This is a genomic window from Planktothrix sp., from assembly GCF_046067725.1.
In the GTDB taxonomy this organism is placed as follows: domain Bacteria; phylum Cyanobacteriota; class Cyanobacteriia; order Cyanobacteriales; family Microcoleaceae; genus Planktothrix.
The window spans coordinates 1-22,269 of the sequence record NZ_JBJUDF010000281.1 but is presented as its reverse complement, the minus strand read 5'-3'; the positions used below and the strand labels follow the sequence as shown (position 1 = coordinate 22,269).

At 39.4% G+C, this 22,269-nt stretch carries 14 protein-coding genes; 10 read left to right on the top strand and 4 right to left on the bottom strand.

The genetic code is table 11. The features are described 5' to 3' along the window. On the bottom strand, positions 1-1,011 hold a 1,011-nt coding region (locus ACKPEB_RS17640; RefSeq protein WP_408966269.1), incomplete at its 3' end, for an MFS transporter. A gap of 142 nt (positions 1,012-1,153) precedes the next feature. Beyond that, entirely contained in the window at positions 1,154-2,401 is a 1,248-nt protein-coding gene (locus ACKPEB_RS17635) for a glycosyltransferase family 4 protein (RefSeq protein WP_408966268.1), read from the bottom strand. 33 nt (positions 2,402-2,434) lie between these two features. On the opposite strand from ACKPEB_RS17635, the gene ACKPEB_RS17630 reads away from it, so the two are divergent. From ACKPEB_RS17630 to ACKPEB_RS17585, 10 genes are all read left to right on the top strand, one after another. Then, the gene (locus ACKPEB_RS17630) at positions 2,435-4,198 is read left to right on the top strand and encodes a fatty acyl-AMP ligase (protein ID WP_408966267.1); all 1,764 of its coding nucleotides are present in this window, start codon (positions 2,435-2,437) and stop codon (positions 4,196-4,198) included. Positions 4,199-4,268: 70 nt separating this feature from the next. Then, entirely contained in the window at positions 4,269-5,054 is a 786-nt protein-coding gene (locus ACKPEB_RS17625; RefSeq protein WP_408966266.1) for an aspartyl/asparaginyl beta-hydroxylase domain-containing protein, read from the top strand. A 172-nt stretch (positions 5,055-5,226) separates the two neighbouring features. Beyond that, positions 5,227-7,023, top strand: coding sequence for a fatty acyl-AMP ligase (locus ACKPEB_RS17620; RefSeq protein WP_408966265.1), 1,797 nt, complete (start codon positions 5,227-5,229; stop codon positions 7,021-7,023). Positions 7,024-7,217: 194 nt separating this feature from the next. Then, on the top strand, positions 7,218-7,694 hold the full coding sequence (locus ACKPEB_RS17615) for an acyl carrier protein (protein ID WP_408966264.1): 477 nt from the start codon (positions 7,218-7,220) through the stop codon (positions 7,692-7,694). After that, a complete protein-coding gene (locus ACKPEB_RS17610) occupies positions 7,687-9,012 on the top strand; it encodes an aminotransferase class I/II-fold pyridoxal phosphate-dependent enzyme (protein WP_408966263.1) in 1,326 nt (441 codons plus the stop codon). The genes ACKPEB_RS17615 and ACKPEB_RS17610 overlap by 8 nt, the downstream gene beginning before the upstream one ends. A 52-nt stretch (positions 9,013-9,064) precedes the next feature. Further along, positions 9,065-10,630, top strand: a complete 1,566-nt coding sequence (locus ACKPEB_RS17605; RefSeq protein ID WP_408966262.1) for a B12-binding domain-containing radical SAM protein — start codon at positions 9,065-9,067, stop codon at positions 10,628-10,630. 230 nt (positions 10,631-10,860) lie between these two features. Then, a complete protein-coding gene (locus tag ACKPEB_RS17600) occupies positions 10,861-11,904 on the top strand; it encodes a spermidine/putrescine ABC transporter substrate-binding protein (RefSeq protein ID WP_408966271.1) in 1,044 nt (347 codons plus the stop codon). A gap of 49 nt (positions 11,905-11,953) precedes the next feature. Next, complete coding sequence (locus tag ACKPEB_RS17595; RefSeq protein ID WP_408966261.1) at positions 11,954-12,865, top strand: ABC transporter permease; 912 nt, start codon at positions 11,954-11,956, stop codon at positions 12,863-12,865. A gap of 19 nt (positions 12,866-12,884) precedes the next feature. Further along, the gene (locus tag ACKPEB_RS17590; RefSeq protein ID WP_408966260.1) at positions 12,885-13,727 is read left to right on the top strand and encodes an ABC transporter permease; all 843 of its coding nucleotides are present in this window, start codon (positions 12,885-12,887) and stop codon (positions 13,725-13,727) included. 452 nt (positions 13,728-14,179) lie between these two features. After that, positions 14,180-18,748 (top strand): chemotaxis protein CheB, encoded by a 4,569-nt coding sequence (locus ACKPEB_RS17585; RefSeq protein WP_408966259.1) that lies wholly within the window; start codon positions 14,180-14,182, stop codon positions 18,746-18,748. 74 nt (positions 18,749-18,822) lie between these two features. On the opposite strand, the gene ACKPEB_RS17580 is transcribed toward ACKPEB_RS17585, so the two are convergent. Then, positions 18,823-20,640, bottom strand: coding sequence for a DUF1565 domain-containing protein (locus ACKPEB_RS17580; RefSeq protein WP_408966258.1), 1,818 nt, complete (start codon positions 20,638-20,640; stop codon positions 18,823-18,825). A gap of 213 nt (positions 20,641-20,853) precedes the next feature. Beyond that, positions 20,854-22,047 carry an RNA-guided endonuclease InsQ/TnpB family protein gene (locus tag ACKPEB_RS17575; RefSeq protein WP_408966270.1) on the bottom strand — a complete coding sequence of 398 codons (1,194 nt, stop codon included), beginning with the start codon at positions 22,045-22,047 and terminating at the stop codon, positions 20,854-20,856. Positions 22,048-22,269 lie beyond the last annotated feature (222 nt).

Below are 22,269 nucleotides of genomic sequence, written 5' to 3'. Positions count from 1 at the left end.
TTGTAACTCAAAAGGAACTTTAGATTGCCAAATGGTGTGATTACTACTCACAATAAAAGGACGAGCAAATAAATAGCCAAATCCTCCAATTCCTGCTAAAATAACGGAAGGTTTAAACCCTCCTAAACACAGGCATAAACCCTGTAAACCCACTAACCATAAAATTGCTTTCATGCGGTTTTTGGGGCCACCCCACACACTAACCGCAATGCTTCCGAAAAGCATTCCACAACCGCTAATCGAGAGAATTAATCCTAAATCTTTACTGGTGGCGAAACTTAATACTAACGGCCAGAATAAAATAGCCAGCATTCCTTCTGTAAAGTAGGTAATGGCAAAAAAGCTTAATAATTTTCTTAAACCCGGACGGATTAGAATATAATTCCAGGCAGAACGGGTTTCTTTCCAAAGTTGTTGAAAGTTGAACGGTTGTCTTTGAGAAATTGAATGCTCTACTTTGGGGAAACGGACTAATAATAGTATGATTAACCCAAAAACAAAGGTTCCTGAATCAATGATTAAAATTGAACCAATACCAATACTGCTAACTAAAATTCCGGCAATTGTTGGCCCAGAAATTTTTGCGATCGCCCTAGAAACTTGAACCATGCCATTAGCTCGACTCAACTTATTCATGGGAACAAGTTGCGGAATTGAAGCCATATAAGCGGGCCATTGGAACGCACCGCAAATGGAACTCACGGACACAGCAACGTAAATATGCCAAACTTCTAAACGTTGAGAAAACACTAACCCCATCAAAATTAATGTTCCGATCACCGAAATAATATCGTTGAGGATCATTGCCCATCGACGACTAAAACGGTCTACCATTGCGCCAGCGAGGGGAGAAATTAACAGGTTTGGCAGATGAATAAAAACGGAAATTAGGGCAAACTGGGTAATAGAACCTGTGGTTTGATAAACCCAAACCCCCAAGGCAAATTCCGTTAAGCTGGAACCAAATAGAGAAACAATTTGTCCCAACCAAACCAGTAAAAAAGTTGGCATACGCTGTTTGTCCCGCAGTTTCATCTGTAATCGCTTGCTTATATTAAGTATTGTAAACACAGTTTGTCAATCTGTATCTAACTTGTGGCTTGTTCATTCTGGTATATTGGAATCCAATCAGCTAGGTTTTAATTAAAGTCATCTATTTAAAAGAAGATATTTGATTAGCTTCATTAACTTTTTGTTCCCAAATTTCCACTAAATTTTTAATAACTTGATCCCAACTATAATTCCCGACGGATTTTAATCCTTGCTGTCCCATTGTTTTTCTTAATATTGGATCATCAATTAATTGTTTTAATTTTTGAGTAAAATCTTCTATATCTTGAGGTGTATAGATTAATCCATTTTCTCCGTCTTGAACGTTCTCAACCAGCCCTCCAGCACGGGGAACTAATACGGGAATACCAGAAGCAAAGGCTTCTAATACGGTTAATCCTCTGGATTCTCGCTCGGATGTAGTAATATGAATATCACTATTAATATAAACAGCCGGAACTTGATCATAGGGAACTCGACCGAGGAAGTAAACATGGCGGGTATATTTTCTTAAACCGTTGATAATTTCATCTTTCATTTGACCATCGCCAACAATAATAAAACCGACTTTTTCTAAATCGATTTTTTCTGCTAGTTTTGATATAGTTTTTAACGTAAAATTCCAACCCTTATCCGGTGTTAAACGACCGACAAATACTAATTTTGTTAACAAATCTAATTCCGGTAAATTATAATAGTTTTTAAAAAAATTATCTTCTTTTAAATTGAGATCAAACCGTCCAGCATCAAATCCCGCTAAATTCGCATAAACCGCATTTTTAATCTTCATTTGCGGAGTAATTTGATAGATGATTTTGCTAGTAAATAAAGTAACATCATAACTATTATAAATCCAAGCAAAAATCCGTCTAACAACTTCTCGGATTATTTCAACGGCAAATTTAGGTAAGGGAATATAATCTTCTGCGTAGGATAGAAACCAAGTTCTAAAAAAGGCAATACAAGGAATTTTAGCTTTTTTCGCATAATCAATTCCAGCCCGTCTAAAGAATCCAAAGAATAGCCGTTCAGGTTCATCAACATGAATAATATCCGGCTGAAATTGTTCTAATTCTTTTAAAACAATCGAATAAGATTGAATCGAAGGATTGCGCTCAAAATCGATTCCTAAAAACGATGTACTGGGTATATTACAAACCCGAATACCGGGTAAAATATTTCCTGTATAGTCTCTCCAATTGGGGTAAATGGTTTCCAAGGCACTATAGTCAGGACAGAAAAATAACACCTCATGTCCCCACTGACTTAACCGTTGTAGTCGCATCATAGCGCTGACTGTAACACCATCAATAACCGGAAGAAAACCAGAGGAAATAATTGCAATTTTCATTTAAACTGTACTGGGTTTATTTAAAATCTCGATATGAACAATTTTTCCAGTGTAGTCGATTTACTGCGCGATCGCGCCGAATCTCAACCGGATCAACTGGCTTATCGGTTTTTAGCCGATGGGGAAACCGAGTCAGGAACCTTAACGTATCAACAGTTACATCAACAAGCATTACAAATCGCCTGTTATCTGCAATCTTTTCTATCACCCGGCGATCGCGTTTTAGTCGTTTATCCCTATAGTGCGGGCTTAGAATTTATTGCGGCGTTTTTCGGCTGTTTATATGCAGGTGTGATCGCCGTAACCGATAACCCTCCGGTATCAACCCAAGCTATTCCGAAGCTACAAACCCGTTTAGAATCTTCTCAATGTCGAGCAATTTTAAGTACAGAAGCCTTAATTCAACACCTACAAACCCAATTCTCCGAAGAGACGCGCCATGGCGCGTCTCTACGTTGGGTTGCGACCGATAGCCTTTTTTCCCAAAACCTCGCTACACAATGGAAAGAACCGCAAATTAACGGGGATACAATCGCTTTTTTACAATATACTTCCGGTTCAACGGGGACTCCAAAAGGGGTTATGGTCACTCATCAAAATGTTATCCATAATTCCGATATTATTTATAATGCTTTTGGACATAACCCCAATAGTCGAGGATTAATTTGGCTTCCTTTATTTCATGATATGGGATTAATTGGCGGGGTAATTCAACCTTTATATGGAGGATTTCCTGTCACCTTAATGTCCCCTATTTCTTTAGTCCAAAAACCGTTTCGTTGGTTAGAAGCAATATCTCAATATCAAGCCACCACCAGTGGCGGGCCTAATTTCGCCTATGATTTAGTCTGTCGGACAGCAACTCCAGAAAAGTTAGAAAAGTTAGATTTAAGTTCCTGGGATATAGCGTTTTCAGGTGCTGAACCTGTCCGCTTGGAGACTCTCAAACGATTTGCAGAAATTTTTGGCCCCTCTGGGTTCAAACCCGAAGCCTTTTACCCCTGCTACGGAATGGCGGAAACCACCCTATTTATTTCAGGTGGAAACAAACACCAAACCCCCCATATTCTCTCGGTCGATGCAGTCGCGTTAGAACAAAATCAAGTGATTATTCAACCGTCAACAAAAACCCGATCTCTTGTTAGTTGTGGCTTCCCTTGGTTGGGAGATGAAGTCATTATTGTTGATCCTGAACAATTAACGCGGCGAGATGAAAATCAAGTGGGTGAAATTTTAGTATCTGGAAAAGGTGTGGGTTTGGGATATTGGGGAAAACCCGAAGATACAGAAACCACGTTTAAAGTTTATGTCGATGGACAAGGGCCCTATTTACGCACAGGAGATTTAGGGTTTTTGCATGAAGGAGAATTATATATTACCGGACGCATTAAAGACATGATGATTTTGTGGGGAAGAAACCGTTATCCCCAGGAAATTGAAGCCACACTGGATACCTGTCATCCTGCTATTCGTCCGGGTCATAGTGCGGCGTTTTCTATTGAAACGGAAATCGGAGAACAGTTAATTATTGCATCTGAAATTGAACGGCGTTATCTGCGGAATTTGAACGTTGAAGAAGTGGTTAATACCATTCGTCAAGCCGTTGCTGAACAGAATACTGTTGATGTTTTTGCCATTGTGTTATTGAAAACAACGACTATTCCTAAAACCACCAGTGGTAAAATTCAACGTCGTGCTTGTCGAACGAAATTCCTAGAAGGCAGTTTAGATATTGTTGGACAATGGCAATTCAATTCAGAATCCAGTCAATTGACAGAATTAGCCCATCGTTCTTAAAGTTTAACTGTAGGGTGCGTGCGCTTTGCTGACGCACCAAAAACTTTGACTTTCTATCAATCCAATTGACATGAAACGAGAACAATTATCCGAAAAAATTAGGTATTTTTTATTGTATCAAGTAGGAGCAAAAATATTATGGACGTTTGAAAAGTTAATTCCTGAATATTCGTTAATTGGAGAGACCGCTTTTTTTGAAGCTACTCAATTTCAGTGGTCAAAAGAGTTAGAAACCAATTGGCATTTAATTCGGCAAGAATTAGAGCAAATTCTGAAAGTTCAAGAACAACTACCCAATTTTCAAGATATTTCCCCCGATCAAGGCTATAGCACCACTCAGGATAATTTATGGAAAACCTATTTTTTCTATGGCTATGGAATTAAAGTCGATAAAAATTGCCAACGCTGTCCAGAAACCACTCGTTTAATAGAACAAATTCCAGGGATGAAAACGGCATTTTTTTCAATTTTGTTACCTGGAAAACATATTCCTGAACATCGAGGGCCCTATAAAGGAGTCATTCGTTGTTTATTAGGATTAAAAATTCCTGAACCCCGCGAAAAATGCCGAATTCGAGTCGGAGAAGAAACCCGCCATTGGGAAGAAGGAAAATGTCTAATTTTTGATGATTCTTTTCCCCATGAAGCTTGGAACGAAACCGATGGCGTGAGAGTCGTTTTATTTTTAGATATTATGCGACCCTTACGGTTTCCCCTATCGATTATTAATGAACTTTTTCTCAAATTAATTACAATGTCTCCCTTTGTTCAAGATGGCTACGCGAATCAACGAAAATGGGATGTTCGCTTAGAGCAAGTCTTTGCTGCCCAGAAGGACAGTATTACCCCACCCTAGAAGCAAAATTACCCCATTCGTAACTCATGATCCGTGATTAACAATTACTGATTCATTCAAGATTTAAGAGTTAAGAAAATCCTTAATTCTTGAATAATGACCAACTACGGATGGAGGGAAAAAACCCCTATAAATGATAGGATAGATCACAAAACATTACCTATTTTTTTTCATGACTGATTCATTTGATTTTTTAAAAGCCACCACTTTAATTGAACTTTTACAATATCGGGCAATCCAGCAACCGAATCAGATTGCTTATACATTTTTAGTCGATGGAGAATCGGAAACGGTTACATTAACTTATCAACAATTAAACCAAAAAGCTCAAACCATTGCGAGGAAATTACAAGGGATTTGTCAACCGCAAGATCGAGTTTTATTATTGTATCAACCTGGATTAGATTATATTAGCGCATTTTTCGGTTGTTTATATGCTGGAGTGATTGCTGTTCCAGCTTATCCCCCCCGACCGGATCGCTCCCTTCCTCGTTTACAAGCCATTATTCAAGATACAAATGCAACGATTGCTTTAACGACAGAATCCACCTTATCCAGTTTACAACGGTTTTTTCCGCAAATGTCTGATATTGCACCGTTAAATTGGTTGACAACCGATATTTTAGAAACAGAGATAGAAAATAATTGGCAACCTCCAGCAATTAATCCTCAAACCCTTGCCTTTTTACAATATACTTCCGGTTCTACCGCAACCCCAAAAGGAGTGATGATTTCTCATGAAAATTTATTACATAATTTAGCCGCAATTTATGATCATTTTGGTCATTCCCCTAATAGTAAAGGAGTCATTTGGTTACCTCCTTATCATGATATGGGATTAATTGGCGGCGTTTTAGAACCTCTGTTTGGTGGATTTCCCGTTATTTTAATGTCGCCTTTAATGTTTGTGCAAAATCCGTTACGCTGGTTACAAACCATTTCTCGATATCAAGGAACCACCAGTGGCGGCCCTAATTTTGCTTATGATTTATGTGTGAGAAAAGTATTAGGAAAGGGGGGAGGAATTTCTCCCCAAAAATTAGATGATTTAGATTTAAGTAGTTGGGAAGTCGCATTTAATGGAGCAGAACCCATTAATCATAACGTCATTGAACGATTTACTCAAACCTTTGCCCCCTATGGGTTTAGACGAGAAACTTTTTATCCTTGTTATGGCATGGCTGAAGCGACTTTAATGATTACCGGAGGCTTAAAAACAGTAGCACCTATTTTTAAAACGATTGATACAATTGCCTTAAAAAATAACAAGATTATTGGCATTGATGAACCCACTACTAACTTAACAGAAAATGCTAAAACCTTTGTGGGTTGTGGTCAATGTTTATCTGATCAAACCGTACTAATTGTTAATCCTGAAACCTTTAATTGTTGTCAACCTGGAGAAGTCGGAGAAATTTGGGTTTCTGGGCCGAGTGTGGGACAGGGATATTGGAATAAACCGGAAGAAACAGAAACCTTATTTAAGGCCTATTTAATAACCGGAGAAGGCCCATTTTTAAGAACAGGAGATTTAGGATTTTTAGACGCTGACGAATTATTTATTACCGGAAGAATTAAAGACATTATTATTATTAACGGTCGCAACCATTATCCCCAAGATATTGAATGGACAGTTGAACAAACTCATCCCTTGATTCGTCCCAGTGGAGTAGCTGGATTTTCGATTGATATCGATGGAGAAGAACGGTTAGTGGTGGCGGTGGAGATGGAACGTCAATATTGGCAACAACTCCGTACTCCAGAAAATGGTAACGGTTCAGCTAAAACCTCGATTCAACAGCAGGTTATGCAATCTATTCGTCGGGCTATCTCTCAAAATCATGATTTACAGGTTCATGCAGCAGTCTTGTTAAAACCCGGAAGCTTACCGAAAACTTCCAGTGGTAAAATTCAACGCCATGCTTGTCGTTCTAGTTTTTTAGCCGGAAACTTAGGCGATAATCCGTGATTCGTTTCACAAACCCGCTATGGCGCGTCTGTACTCAGTCCTGTTAACTCTTACACTGATAACTGAGTGCGGGCGGGGGAACCCCGCCCCTACGAGATAACGGATGACTCAGTACGGGTGGGGGAAGCCCAAACCTACGACTGATTACTGCTACATTGGGATGCTAAAGTTTTATGGTGATGGAGGAGTGAGCCATGCAAGTATTAAATGCGTCTATGAATGGGGCAAAACCCCAACAACCTTCGGGAACGGTGCATCATCCAGAGTGGTCGGTGAATGGCATTGAATCTTTCCAGTCTGTCACCACAATTGGGGACTGGTTAGTCAGTCAACTCGCAGAACGGTTAGGTTTAGAAGCGTCAGAGATTGATATAGAGGAGGATTTTGCCAATTATGGGCTCAATTCCATCGAAGCGATTAATCTCTCTGGAGACTTAGAAACAATTTTAGGTCGCCGACTTCCCCCGACTTTGTTGTGGGATTATCCCAATATTTTAACCTTAGCTGAATATTTAGCGACTCAAGCTAAACTCGATATCGCTCAATATCAGAACGGCATTTCCCCTGAAGATGCTGAACATCTCTTGCATCATTTGGATCAATTTTCTGATGCAGAGGTTGATACTTTATTAAATATTTTATTAGCGGAAGAGGAAGACCACAATGATTAATTTATCCCCCTCATTCAGTCAGTTATCCGCTCAAGAAAAGCGATCACTTTTGGCGGACTTACTACGGAAAAAAGCACAATCTATTCCCCTTCCTGAGATTCCAACTGAATATTATCAATTTAATCAATTTCCTGAATATCTGCATCTGAAACAACAACAGCAAGAACTGGCGGCTTTAGGATTAGGAAACCCATTTTTTAGGGCTCAAGAAGGCATTGCTAATGATCAAGCCCGGATTGGAGGTCAGGACTATATTAATTATGCCACTTATAATTATTTAGGAATGTGTGGCGATCCGCAGGTCTCTGAAGGTGCAAAAGAGGCAATTGATCGATATGGAACCTCTGCGGGAGCGAGTCGGTTATTATCCGGTGAAAAAGTGATTCACCAAGAATTAGAACGAGAAATTGCTGATTTTATTGGCGTTGAAGATAGTATTGTTTTTGTGGGAGGTCATGCCACCAATGTAACAACGGTGGGGCATTTATTCAAACAACATGATTTGATTTTACATGATGCCCTCAGTCATAATAGTTTAATGCAAGGCGCTGTTTTATCGGGAGCAACAGCGATCGCATTTCCTCATAATGATTGTCAAGCTTTAGAGCGAATGTTACGAGAACGGCGTCACCGTTATCAACGAGTTTTAATTATTGTGGAAGGAGTTTATAGTACCGATGGAGATATTCCCAATTTACCGGAATTAATCGAGATTAAAAAACGTCATAAAGCCTTTTTAATGGTGGATGAAGCGCACTCTATTGGGGTTTTAGGAAAACACGGTCGAGGCATTAGTGAATATTTTGGGATTAATCCCCATGATGTTGATTTATGGATGGGAACTTTAAGCAAGTCCTTTGCCAGTTGTGGAGGCTATATTGCCGGATCTCAAGCGTTAATTGAATACCTGAAATATACCGCCCCTGGATTTGTTTTTAGTGTGGGAATTTCTCCCCCTAATGCCGCTTCTGTAATCGCCGCCATTCGTTTGTTAAAAACCGAACCCCAACGAGTTGAACGATTACATCAACAAGCACAATTGTTTTTAACCTTAGCCAAAGATAAAGGGTTAAATACAGGATTAAGTCAAGATTCTCCCGTCATTCCGATTATTGTCGGAGATTCTTGGAAATCAGTGCAACTGTCTCAAAATTTGTTCAAACGGGGAATTAATGTTCCCTTTATGTTTTATCCCTCTGTGCCTAAAAATGCAGCCCGTTTGCGATTTTTTATTACTTGTAACCACACCGAAGAACAAATTCGTTATACTGTAGACACTCTTGCCGAAGAAGTGGCAAAATTACCAGAAAATCATTGATTTTTGCAGAATTTAGCCACCTTGGGCATTATCCTGTAAAGGGCTAATAATAATGCGTGTTCTTCTAATTTATCCCATCTTTCCCCAAAGTTTTTGGTCATTTGAAAAAGCCCTCGCTTTAGTTAACCGTAAAGCTTTACTTCCGCCGTTAGGTTTAATTACAGTAGCGGCAATTTTACCCCAATCTTGGGAGTTTAAATTAGTAGACCGAAACGTTCGGGAGATTACAGAAGCGGAATGGAATTGGGCAGAATTGGTGATGATTTCCGCCATGATTGTCCAAAAAGATGATTTTTTAGCTCAAATTCGCGAAGCGAAACGACGAGGTAAAAAAGTCGCTGTGGGTGGCCCCTATCCCACATCAACCCCCCAAGAAGCTGAACTGGCAGGAGCAGATTTTTTAGTCTTAGATGAAGGGGAAATTACCTTACCCTTATTGGTGGAAGCCTTAGAACGTGGGGATTCTAAGGGCGTTTTTCGCATAGAAGGAGATAAACCCGATGTCACCACATCCCCCACGCCTCGCTTTGATTTATTGGATAAGAATGCCTATGATATGATCTCGCTACAATTTTCACGGGGTTGCCCGTTTCAGTGTGAGTTTTGTGATATTATTGTGTTATATGGGCGCAAACCTCGAACTAAAACCCCGGCTCAATTTATAGCAGAATTGGATCGATTACGGGAATTAGGATTTAAGCAGGGAATTTTCCTGGTTGATGATAACTTTATTGGCAATAAACGCAATGTTAAGTTATTGCTTAAGGAATTAAAAGTATGGATGAAAGAAAATAACTATCCCTTCCGAATTTCAACGGAAGCATCCATTGATTTAGCTCAAGATCAAGAATTAATGGATTTGATGGTTGAATCTAACTTTAGAGCGGTGTTTTTAGGAATAGAAACCCCGGATGAAGATAGCCTAAATTTTACTAAAAAATATCAAAATACTCGTGATTCCCTCAGTGAATCCGTTGAAAAAATTATCCGTTCAGGATTACGGGTAATGGCCGGATTTATTATTGGGTTTGATGGGGAAAAACCTGGGGCTGGCGATCGCATTGTTCGGTTTGTGGAACAAACTACAATTCCCATTGCTATGTTTAGTATGTTGCAAGCTTTACCGAATACCGCCCTTTGGCATCGTTTAGAAAAAGAAGGACGATTAATTACAAAAACGGGAAATGTCAATCAAACCACCTTAATGAATTTTATTCCGACTCGACCCCTAGAAGAAATTGCCCATGAATATGTTAATGGATTTTGGGAATTATACGACCCCCAACGATATTTAGATCGAACCTATCGACATTTTATGATGATCGGCGAACCTAAAACCAATTCCATTGGCAGTAAATTAGTGGATTTAACAACGCTGCGAGCGCTCTTTATTTTATGTTGGTATCAAGGAGTGGTACGGAAAACTCGTTGGACATTTTGGCGCTATTTATGGAATATTTTACGACACAAACCTCGCGTTTTAGATCATTATTTAGTGGTTTGTGGGCAAGTAGAACATTTCTATGAATATCGTGCCATTGTCAAAGAAAACATTGAACGTCAATTAAAAGAGTTACCTGTAGAAACCCAACGTCAGCTAACCAGTATTGCTCAATAGTTGACCGACACCGGGTTTTTGAACAGCAGAAACCCGGTTTCTTGAGTGGTGTGGGTTACTCCTGCTGTTTTCTGCATTTTGACCCGATCCTGTGGGAAAATTAATTCAATTATTTTGTTAATCAAACTTCCACTGAGACAAAAACAGTGCCTCCGACTTATCTATACCAACATCGGAATATAAGGGTTGCTCAAACACGACGTCAGTTTTTGCAGACTTCCGTTGCAGCGATGGTGGCATCGTCCCTCTCAAGCTGTGGTTGGACATTAGCTGAAGTCAAAACAACCCCCAATACCCAGGTGTCCTCAGATACCTTGTACATCTATACTTGGGCAGGTTACACCGATCAAGATTTATTAGATCGATTTCGAGAGGAAACCGGGTTAAAAGTTGTGGCGGATGTCTTCGACTCTAACGAAGCCATGTTAGCACGACTGCAAGCCGGAGGAGCCGGAGCTTATAGTATCATCTATCCTTCGGAATATATGGTTCAGAAAATGGCGACATTAGGGCTATTAACTGAACTAGATCACTCTTTATTGGTGGGATTAGAAGATTTATTTCCCCAATTTCAAAACCCAGGTTATGACCCTGGAGATCGTTTTAGTGTACCCATTAGCTGGGGAACAACCGGGTTAATTTTTAATTCAAAAACCCTCAAAAATCATCCTCAAGATTGGAATTATCTTTGGGAAAACAAAGAAAAATTATCAAAGCGGTTCACATTACTTAATGACGTGCGAGAAGTGATGGGAGCCACCTTAAGAATGTTAGGTTATTCTTATAATGCTACTGATGCTAATCAAATCCGTCAAGCTTATGAAAAATTAGTAACATTACGTCCGGCGATCGCTTCTTTTACAACGGATTCTTGGCGACCTCAAATGATTGTCGGGGACTTATTAATTGCCATGTGTTATTCCTCCGATGCTGCCGAAATTATGGAGGAAAATGAAGATTTAAGATATATTACCCCCGATAGTGGCTCATCGTTATGGACGGATACAATGGTGATTCCTAAAAGTGCTCCTAACCCGGATGCAGCTTATAAATGGATTAATTTTATGTTGCAACCGGACATTGCAGCCACCTTAGTTGAACGATTAAAATTTGCCACCCCTTCAAGATTAGCTTATGAAAGATTACCGGAAAATTTAAGAAATGATCCGACTTTATTTCCTCCTGAATCAGTGATTGCTAGAAGTGAAGCGATTTCCCCCGTCGGTGCAGCGACTGAAATTTATGAACGCTATTGGACACAATTAACCAGTTAGATGTTAACGGTTAACCGTCAACCGAAAACCCACAACCGACAACAAAACTATGGCGATTTCCACAAAAACTCCGATGACTTCTCCTCCACAACCAGTTAAAAAAGGATGGCGACAACGTGCCTCTCAACTGCTGGGGCCTTTAGTGTTATTAGGGCCCTCTGGGTTGTGGTTATTACTGTTATTAGTTTTCCCGACATTATTAATTTTTCAACTGAGTTTAGTTAAGGATATTCGTCCGGGGGATTTGGTGATTCCCAATGGGATTTATAATTATTTACGGGTCTTTGAACCCATTAATTTATTCGTCATTTGGCGATCGCTCTTTTTTGCCTTTGGAACTACAGTTCTGTGTTTATTATTAGGATTTCCCGTTGCTTATTGGATTGCTCAATTAGCGCCTAAACGCTGGCGAAATGTCATATTATTAGCCTTTGTTTTACCATTGTGGACATCTTCTTTATTAAGAACCTATGCCTGGATTACTATATTAAGACCAACGGGAGTATTAAATTCTTTTTTAGCATTAATTGGATTACCCGCTTTAGAATTATTGAATCGAACTCCGGCGGTTTTAATTGGGATGGCCTATAGTTATTTACCTTATATGGTCACGGTTTTATATGCTTCTTTAGAAAAATTAGATCGGCGATTATTAGAAGCGTCTGCGGATTTAGGCGCTAGACCTGTAGAAACCTTTTGGAAAGTCACAGTTCCCCAAACCTTACCCGGTATTGCCGCCGGATCATTGCTGGTTTTTATTAGTTCCCTGGGGGATTTTGTAGACCCTGAATTATTAGGGGGAGCCTCCAGTATGACCGTTTCTCGGTTAATTTATAATCAATTTTTAGGCTTAACTCAAAATTGGGGCTTTGGTTCAGCATTAAGTATGGTGTTAATTTTTGGAGTTAGTATGGCGATCGCACTTTTAATTAAATATGGAGATACTCGACCGTCTCGCTAATAAAAATTAGGAAAGAGTTATGCAAGAAATCAAACAACAACCAGAGGAGATGTTGGATATGGCTTCTAAACCGAAGTTTAAAATTTCTTGGCCGGTGATTTTTGTCGGTTTGATGTTTTTTTATATGTATCTGCCGATTTTGGTTTTAACCTTTTATAGCTTTAATAAATCTCGATATAGTGCAGGCTGGGAAGGATTTACCTTAGAATGGTATATTAAATTATTTCAAGATAGCCGAATTTTAACCGCTTTAAAAAATAGTTTAACCGTCGGAATTTGTGCTGTCGGAATTGCGGCAGTTATTGGTACATTAATGGCCGTAGGATTAGCCCGTTATCGTTTCCCCGGAAAAAAACTTTATCAAGGAGTTTCCTATTTACCCTTAATTGTTCCTGATATTGCCATGGCGGTTGCAACTTTGGTATTTTTAGCCGCCGTTGCTATTCCCCTCAGTTTATGGACAATTGTAGCCGCCCATGTGGTGTTTTGTTTAGCTTATGTTGCCTTAGTGGTTTCAACGAGATTAGCAGATTTAGATTCCCATTTAGAAGAAGCCGCATTAGATTTAGGCGCGACTCCCATCGAAGCCTTTATTCAAGTTTTATTACCTCAATTAATGCCGGGGATTATATCAGGCTGTTTACTGGCTTTTGTGTTAAGTATGGATGATTTTTTAATTGCCAGTTTTACGGCAGGAAGTGGGGCGAATACGTTACCGATGGAAATTTTTAGTCGCATTAGAACAGGTGTAAAACCTGATATTAATGCGTTAAGTGTCATCTTAATTATCGCCTCTGGATTTTTAGCCATATTTGGCGAATATTTACGCAGTCAAGGAGAAGGAAAACGGATGAGAAATTAGCCCAGGGTTGTTTCAATAAATAGCACTATTATTGACACTCCCCCGTCAAGCTTGCGCGCTCGACGGGGGAGTGTCAACTCTGAGCCATTTTTGGTGCGTGCGCGTTGATGGAGTACCATAGAGAAGAAAAAATCAAGCTGGAATTATTAAAAAATATTAAAATCATGTCAAAAAGTGCTAATTTACGTTAAAATCGGCTGTTATTTAAGAAAAATACCGAACTAAACTCTTTAACAACAATCAGCCACACAGTGTTTAAATCAACGGCTGAAACCTTGATTCTATGGTTAGCCAGCTTGGGATCTTTGAGTCTGAAATCCCTCGTACCTGTCACAAAGTGCCCGCAGTATTATCACCAAAAAGCTCAGCTTGAAAGCCTTGACCGATTGTTTTTAATCGGTTTCTAGGTGGTTTTCCATTGAAGTTTTACTGAATCACGATTGTAGGAATTTATGACACAACATTCTCAAGACCCTAGCGTTGAGCCACTCGAAAAATTTTTTGTGGTGGGAATAGGGGCTTCAGCCGGAGGATTAAACCCGTTAGAAATATTTTTTACTAATTTACCCCATCATCCGGGTGCCGCTTTTGTGGTGGTGCAACATCTTTCTCCCGATTTTCCGACTTTAATGCCCGAATTAATCCAAAGACGCACTTCACTAGAAGTTAAACTCATTGAAGATAGGATGCAGTTACACCCTAATTGCATCTATGTATTACCGCCTCGTCATAATGTCAGAGTTGAACAAGATTGCTTACGACTGCAAGAACATATTGCTGATCAAATCAATTATCCCATCAATAATTTTTTCCATTCTCTAGCCGAAGAATGGGGGGAAAAAGTCATCGGTATTTTGCTATCGGGAACCGGAAGCGATGGTGCAGAAGGATTACAAGCTATTAGTAAAAAAAGGGGTATTGCCTTAATTCAATCCCCAGAAACCGCTGAATTTACCAGTATGCCCAGTAGTGCCATTCCGGGTGACTCTTTGGATGAGATTTTATCGCCTCAAGATTTAGCCCAAACCGTTTATAGTTTAGTTCACTATTCCCGAAACTATCGGATTTCTCAAGTTCAGCGTGGAGACTTAATTCCCGTTGAACAATTAGAACGCATTCTTGCTCTTTTATCTAAATACCAACAGATCGACTTTTCTCAATACAAAATTAGTACAATTACCCGTCGGATTCTGAATCGTTGTTCAGTTACCCAATCTCCCAGTTTAAGTCAGTATATTGCTTTATTAACCGAGTCGGAAATTGAAAGACAACTACTTCGTCAAGATTTATTAGTGAGTGTTACTCAATTTTTTCGAGATTCTCAAGCTTGGAATTTTATAGAAAACCAAGTTTTACCCCAGTTAATTGAATCTTTAGCACCTCAACAACAACTGAGAGTCTGGGTTCCTGCTTGTGCTACGGGAGAAGAAGCTTATTCTTTAGCGATTTTAATTGATGAAGCGGTTCATGCTGCGAATAAAGAGATTACTATCAAAATATTTGCCACCGATATTGATAGTAAAGCTCTGGATGTTGCTTCACTAGGAATTTATAGCGAAAGCATTAGAAATGATATCACTCCTGAGCGTTTAGAGAAATATTTTATCTATAAATCCGGTTCATACCAAGTTAAACGAAATTTACGGGAGATGTTAATCATTGCTCCCCATGATTTAACCAAAAATGCAGGTTTTTCTAAAATGAATTTCATTAGTTGCCGGAATGTGCTGATTTATATGCAGCCACAACTTCAGCAACAAGTATTACGGTTACTGCATGTATCTTTAGCATCTCAAGGTATTTTATTTTTGGGGAATGCAGAAGCATTAGGGGAATTAGAAACCGAATTTATTGAGATTGAGCAACGATGGAAAATCTTCCGCAAACGTCGAGAAATTCAACTGACTGTGATGCCGTTATCGCAGCCACCCTTATTACCTCCCATCACCCCAGCAACTTTATCATCTAATCGCCATATTTTTCAGTTTGAACGGATTTTAGATTCGGTTTTTGATCTTTGCTTTACAGAACAACGGTTAACTTGTGTATTAGTTAATCAAGAGTGTAAATTAGTTCACGTCTTTCATAATGGTGCTAATCTCCTCTCTTTTTCCACCGGACAGCCTAAATTGGAGATTACTGAACTGGTACCCACTGCTGTACAATTACCCCTGAGAACGGCTCTACATCGAGCCAAACGAGATCAACAGAATGTTCTGTATACGGGAATTAATTTAACCCGAAATGATGTTAATGAAGTCTTGAATTTAAAAGTAGCATTTCCTCATAATAAATACCCGATTTCTAATGAATTTATGTTGGTTCTAATAGAGGTAAAAACTGTCTTTAAAGACGAATCTAACAAAATTGAGTTTGAGGTTGATATTGAACCCAGCAAACAAATTGCTGAGTTAGAATATGAACTCCAACAAACTAGAGAAAATCTACAAACCACCATTGAAGAGTTAGAAACAATCAACGAAGAACAACAAGCAACCAATGAAGAATTACTCGCCTCGAATGAGGAATTACAAAGTACCAATGAAGAATTACAATCCGTTAATGAAGAACTGTATACTGTCAATGCAGAATATCAACTTAAAATTCAACAACTCACGGAACTGACTACCGATATTGATAATTTGCTAAGGAGTACAAATATTGGAGTAATCTTCCTAGATAATTATCTCAATATTAGAAAATTTACGCCAATGACTAGCAATATTATTAATATTTTCCCTTCGGACATTAATCGTCCATTAACTCATTTTACCCACAATTTAAACTGTCCTAACTTAGTCCAAATTTTATCAGATTTTGTGGTAGATAAAATTCCAGTTGAACTAGAAGTTATTAATCAAATCACAGGAGACAACCTGTTAATGCGAGTTAATAGTTATCGAGGGCAAAACAACGATAATAATGGTATGGTTGTTACTTTTATCAATATTAATGAATTAAAAAGTATCCAAAATGAACTGCAAGCGAGTAAAAATTGGTTAGAAAATATTTATATTAATAGTCCTGTGGGGTTATGTTTACTTGATCAAGACCTAAAATTTGTAAAAATCAATGAAAACTTAGCCAAGATTAATCACTTGTCTGTCGAAGAATGTTTAGGGAAAACCGGACAAGAGTTATTCCCAGACTGGGCAAATATTTATGAACCTTTGATGCGTCAAGTCTTAGAAACAGGTCAAGGGATTAGAAATGTGGAATTTCAAACTCTAACGCCTATATTTAGACAAACTAGATACTGGATTGGCAATTATTATCCGGTTGTGTTAGAAAATCAACGACCCGGAGTCGGTGCGGTGATCACAGAAATTACGCGACAAAAACAGATTCAACAGGAACTTGAAAGATCACAAAATTGCCTGGAAGAAGCCCAAAGTATTGCCAATCTTGGGAATTGGGAATTAAATCTTCAGACCCAAAAAGTTCGCTGTTCAAAGGAATTGTTTAACATTATTGGTTTTGATTTTAATCTGGGAGAACCCAGTTTACATCAGTTAATTAGCAAAATCTATATTGAAGATCAACCTAAATTTATACAAGCTATAGAGCAACTTAAAACTCAAGGAACTCCCTATAATCTCGATTGTAGAATTATTCGTCATGATGATGGGGTGATTCGTTATATTAATGCTATTGGTAAACCTATTTATAACAAGCAGCGTCAGATCACTGATATCTATGGAACAATTCTTGATATTAGCGATCGCAAACAAGCCGAAATTGCCCTATCCCAAGCCAAACAAGCCGCCGAAGCCGGGACAAAAGCCAAAAGTGATTTTCTAGCCAATATGAGTCACGAAATCCGCACCCCAATGAATGGAATTATTGGAATTGCCCAACTTCTTTCGATTACAAACCTCTCTGATCAACAAAACAAATTAGTCAATATGATTCAAGAGAGTGGGACTCACCTTCTAAGAATTATTAATGATATTTTAGATTTCTCGAAAATTGAGTCAGGTCATATAGAACTTGAAGAGCATCCTTTTATTTTAAGAAATGTGATTCAATCGGTTTGTGCTATTTTCCAGGGAGAGGCGTTAGAGAAAAAAATTGACCTGACCTATTGTATTAATTCTGATATTCCCACTCAGTTTTTAGGAGATAGTTTTCGGTTCAGACAAATTCTCTTAAATTTAGTTGGAAATGCGGTGAAATTTACGAATCAGGGTGTTGTTAATATTACGGTCAATGGCCAACTTATTTCGGCTGATCAACAGCAACAACTGGCTCAAAATCCAGGAGAATACTATGAGTTAATGATCGCCATTCAAGATCAAGGAATTGGCATTGAGGAGCATCAATTAAATCAGTTATTTCAACCCTTTACCCAAGCAGATACTTCTATCAGTCGCAAATATGGAGGGACAGGTTTGGGTTTAGTGATTACTAAGAATTTAATTAATTTAATGGGTGGAACAATTTGGGTTGAAAGTCTCGGTAATATTGGGGGGACTCCTCCTGCCAATTGGGTTGATAATTCAGAAATTTCTCAAACTCAAGGTTCAACTTTTTATTTTACCTTGGTATTCAAGATGATTTCCGAGACAGAGATTAATCCACCAACAACTTCAGAATTAGATCAACCGGAAATAATATTCGATCACTTTCCTATCCGAATTCTGATTGCTGATGATGATCTCATTAATCAAGAATTTCTCCTGTTGCTCCTCGAAGAATTTGGCTATACTGGCGATATTGTCAATAATGGATTAGAAGTATTAGAAAAGTTAAAAACACAATCTTATGATTTGATTCTTATGGATATGCAGATGCCTGAAATGGATGGTTTAACCGCCACAAGAATGATTCGTCAATCTGACCAACCTCAACCCTGGATTATTGCTGTTACAGCGAATGTTTTGGATGAAGAAATCGAAAAATGTTTACAAGCGGGGATGAATGATTATCTCAGCAAACCTGTTCTGATTGAAAATTTTCTCCAGATTCTTTCTAAATATATTCAATATATTAGGGGACAGGGAACAGGGAACAAGGAATAGGAAATAGGACAATTCAAAATCCAGCAAACCCTTTGACTCCCTAAAGTTAAGCTGTTTCCAGCTATAACAACAAACTAATTCATTAACTCAATTCTTGCCCTTAACCCATTGCTGGTTAACTGTTGCAACACCCAATTTGCCCGATATTGATCTCGAAAAGCCCCAGCTTGAACGACTTGTCGCCCTGCGATCACCGTAGGAAAGGCTTCCGGTACTATTGAACGAATCCGCCGAAGCTCACTATCATTACGACTTTCGACCACTACTCGATACCTTAAGCCCAAAGCCATCGGACTTAAAGGAATTGTTTCACCGCCTCCACTGGCGACCTCATTGGGAAGTAAACCACCACCCGACCCAATGGGAATATTTGGCCCCGGAACGGATAAAACCCCAATGGCTGCAATCGAGGGCGGTTGAGTCGGTTGAGGCGGTTGGGTAATCGGTTGTGTTTGTTGAGGTTGGGAACGGCTAGAGGGGGACTGGGGGGTGGGACGATTTAAGATTAACCGGGAAAAGGTTGAGATTAATGACCCAGCCAGGGAGTCCGCCGATGACGTTGTTCTTGGGGGTGGTTGGGGGGGACGACGAGTATTCGGTAGGGGGGGTAAGTTCGGAGATTCTGGAGGGGGAACCGGAATCGGAATTGGGTTTTGAGCCGTTGAATTCGATTCGGGAAGATAGACCGGAAGGGAGGAGGCGGTGTTAATCGGGGTCTGGGTAGCGGGATCGTTGGCAACAATGGCCACAGGCTGTTGAGAGGAGGCGGGAGAGTTTAAGATCTGACTCACCAAGGGAGAGGGAGAGGCGGCGGGGGTGTAAGTTCCTGAGACTTGAATCGCCCCAAACACCTTAGCGGTGGATAATTGGTTTCCGTAGGCTTGAATTTGTTGGCTCTGGGTTCCGTTATTGACATCATAACGGCCGTTATTGCGAATTACGTTGCGTCCGGGTTCCTGAGTATGACCGAGATCCGGTAAAGATTGAGCGATCGCCACAATACCATCCCGTTGATTTCGTTCAATTTGATTATCCCGTAAAATCGGTCGAGCGTTGGCTTGAATCACCACCCCATCTTTATTATCAAAAACACGATTTCCGATCAAAAACGGTGCCGCATTTTGAGCAATATTAATTCCAAATCCAGTATTTTGAAAATCATTATTTCGGATTTCGGGGCGAGAAGTTCCATAAATTGTCACGCCATTTGCCCCGTTTTGAATAAAAGAATTCTCTTGAATAATCGGTGCACTCATTCCTACTATAGAAATCCCATCATGGGTATTTCCCATAAAGGTATTTTGAGAAACCATTAAAGAGCTTGATTCAATCCATAATCCATAGCCTCGTTCGCTAGGATTGGTAATGGTTACGCCACTAATTCGAGATCCATTTGCCCCTAATACGGCTATATTTTGGCGGGCAAAGGTTCGACTGGTGTAGTACCCGCCCCCTGTGATCACAACATCTTTGCCCTTTGTATTCGGATTACCTTGCAGGGTAATATTATCATGTAAAATAATCGGAAATTGTTCTCCAGTTGCGCTGCTATAGGTTCCCGGTGCTAAAATAATTGCTGTATTTTTTTGTGCTAAACTTAATGCTTTTGTAATCGTTCTAAACGGGGATTGTTGTGTGCCTTGCCCTTGATCATTTCCCGTAGTTGAACTCACATAAATCACCGCCGTTGCCCGATTGCTGGCTTGTGTTATCGGTTGATTCTTCGCAGGAACCGCTAACCCAGAAATAGGTTGAAACAATCCTAACCCCAAAGTGACTAATACTAATGGGGAAAAAGATTGCAATACCCTCAATAAAAATGATGAAGAAGAGGGCATTTCAGTGCGGACAAACCATAAACAAAATTGAGGAATACCGAGTTGTCGGGTCATTGTAGGGGGGTAGGACTGAATGTTCGGATTAGTAATTGATTATCCCCGTTGTTGCACTCAGAACATTAATTTGTAGTTAGGCTAGAGCACCTTGATTGACAGTTACAGCTTAGGGGTGCTCAAGCATAACAACAGGGTGTGAAACTACAACAACGGAGTGCAGAAATTCAGCGACTCTGACGGACTGAAATTAGTGTGAACTACTCCGACTCGCTACGCTGAAGTCGGAGCTTCCTGTCCAACAGAAAGCGTAACAGTAGATTTCTTGCGTCCTCCACTGTTGCGTCTTACATCTGGACAACAGGCTGACTCGCTAGTTCCTAACGACAAAAAACGCAGTCCTTCATCTCTAATATTTTTTGCAGCGTTAATATCTCGGTCGTGTTTGGTTCCACAATGATTACAAGTCCATTGTCGAACATCCAAAGGTAAGTTATCAACCACGTTCAAGCAATGATTACAAGTTTTTGAGGAAGGGAAAAATCTATCAATTTCTAAATAGATTCTCCCTTCGAGTTCTGCTTTGTAGGATAGCATTGTCTGAAATTGACCCCATCCAACTTGAGAAATTGCCTTGGCTAAACAATGGTTTTTGACCATACCTTTGATGTTTAGATTTTCACACACAATAACTTGATTTTCGTTGACTATCCTGCGTGATAGTTTGTGGTGAAAATCTTCACGGCATCGAGTGATTTTATTATGAACTTTAGCTACTTTAATTCGTGCCTTAGCTCTGTTTTTTGAATCTTTCTTTTTACGAGATAGTGATTTTTGTTTAATCTTGAGGTTTCGCTCATGCTTTTTCAACCATTTGGGATTAGCAAATTTACTACCATCTGAGGTGATACAGAAATCATTCAAGCCCATATCTAAACCAATCGCTTTCCCTTCAGATGAAGGATTGGGAATCTCTTTTCCATCCTCAAATAAAACAGAAGCATAATATTGATTACACTTATTTTTGGTGATAGTGACAGTTTTAATCGCTCCCTCTATCGGACGGTGAATTTTAGCGTATATTTCACCAATCTTAGGAAAACATAAGCTGTCGCCAATGATTTTTACGTTTTGAGGATAAGATAAAGATTGTTTCCCGTGTTTAGACTTGAATCTAGGATAATCCGCACGTCTTTCAAAGAAGTTAATAAACCCTCGACTTAGATTTAAGCAAACAACTTGTAAACACTGGCTATAGGTATTTTTTAACCATTCATATTCTTTCTTGAGAGCGGGTAATTGCTTCTGTAAATCGTAACGTGATAATCCTTTCCCGGTTTGCTTGTACGTTTGATTAGTTAGGTCTAAAAAACGATTCCACAGCCAACGAACGGAGCCAAAAGCCTGAGCTAATAACTCTTGTTGTTGAACTGTGGGATAAATTCTAACCTTAACCGTCCTTAACATCTTACCAGGAATCATGTTTACGATAAGGTAATACTAGCAAGCACGGTTTAGGATTGTCAAGTGCTGATCGCACTTTTTATTTTCCCAAAATTCATCCCCACCCCGCTTCGCTGAGGGTGAGGACTTCTTTTGGGGGTTTCGTTAAAGCAACAGGGAACTGCGATTTACTGGGAACAGAGGGAAATAGGGAATAGGGGATGGAAAAAAGGGGTTAGCCATCCG

Bases quoted from the DNA above. Each gene is read 5' to 3' on its own strand.
- ACKPEB_RS17635 (WP_408966268.1), bottom strand. From the start codon at position 2,401: ATGAAAATTGCAATTATTTCCTCTGGTTTTCTTCCGGTTATTGATGGT.
- ACKPEB_RS17610 (WP_408966263.1), top strand. From the start codon at position 7,687: ATGATTAATTTATCCCCCTCATTCAGTCAGTTATCCGCTCAAGAAAAG.
- ACKPEB_RS17625 (WP_408966266.1), top strand. From the start codon at position 4,269: ATGAAACGAGAACAATTATCCGAAAAAATTAGGTATTTTTTATTGTAT.
- ACKPEB_RS17580 (WP_408966258.1), bottom strand. From the start codon at position 20,640: ATGACCCGACAACTCGGTATTCCTCAATTTTGTTTATGGTTTGTCCGC.
- ACKPEB_RS17620 (WP_408966265.1), top strand. From the start codon at position 5,227: ATGACTGATTCATTTGATTTTTTAAAAGCCACCACTTTAATTGAACTT.
- ACKPEB_RS17630 (WP_408966267.1), top strand. From the start codon at position 2,435: ATGAACAATTTTTCCAGTGTAGTCGATTTACTGCGCGATCGCGCCGAA.
- ACKPEB_RS17595 (WP_408966261.1), top strand. From the start codon at position 11,954: ATGGCGATTTCCACAAAAACTCCGATGACTTCTCCTCCACAACCAGTT.
- ACKPEB_RS17600 (WP_408966271.1), top strand. From the start codon at position 10,861: ATGGTGGCATCGTCCCTCTCAAGCTGTGGTTGGACATTAGCTGAAGTC.
- ACKPEB_RS17585 (WP_408966259.1), top strand. From the start codon at position 14,180: ATGACACAACATTCTCAAGACCCTAGCGTTGAGCCACTCGAAAAATTT.
- ACKPEB_RS17605 (WP_408966262.1), top strand. From the start codon at position 9,065: ATGCGTGTTCTTCTAATTTATCCCATCTTTCCCCAAAGTTTTTGGTCA.
- ACKPEB_RS17575 (WP_408966270.1), bottom strand. From the start codon at position 22,047: ATGTTAAGGACGGTTAAGGTTAGAATTTATCCCACAGTTCAACAACAA.
- ACKPEB_RS17615 (WP_408966264.1), top strand. From the start codon at position 7,218: ATGCAAGTATTAAATGCGTCTATGAATGGGGCAAAACCCCAACAACCT.
- ACKPEB_RS17590 (WP_408966260.1), top strand. From the start codon at position 12,885: ATGCAAGAAATCAAACAACAACCAGAGGAGATGTTGGATATGGCTTCT.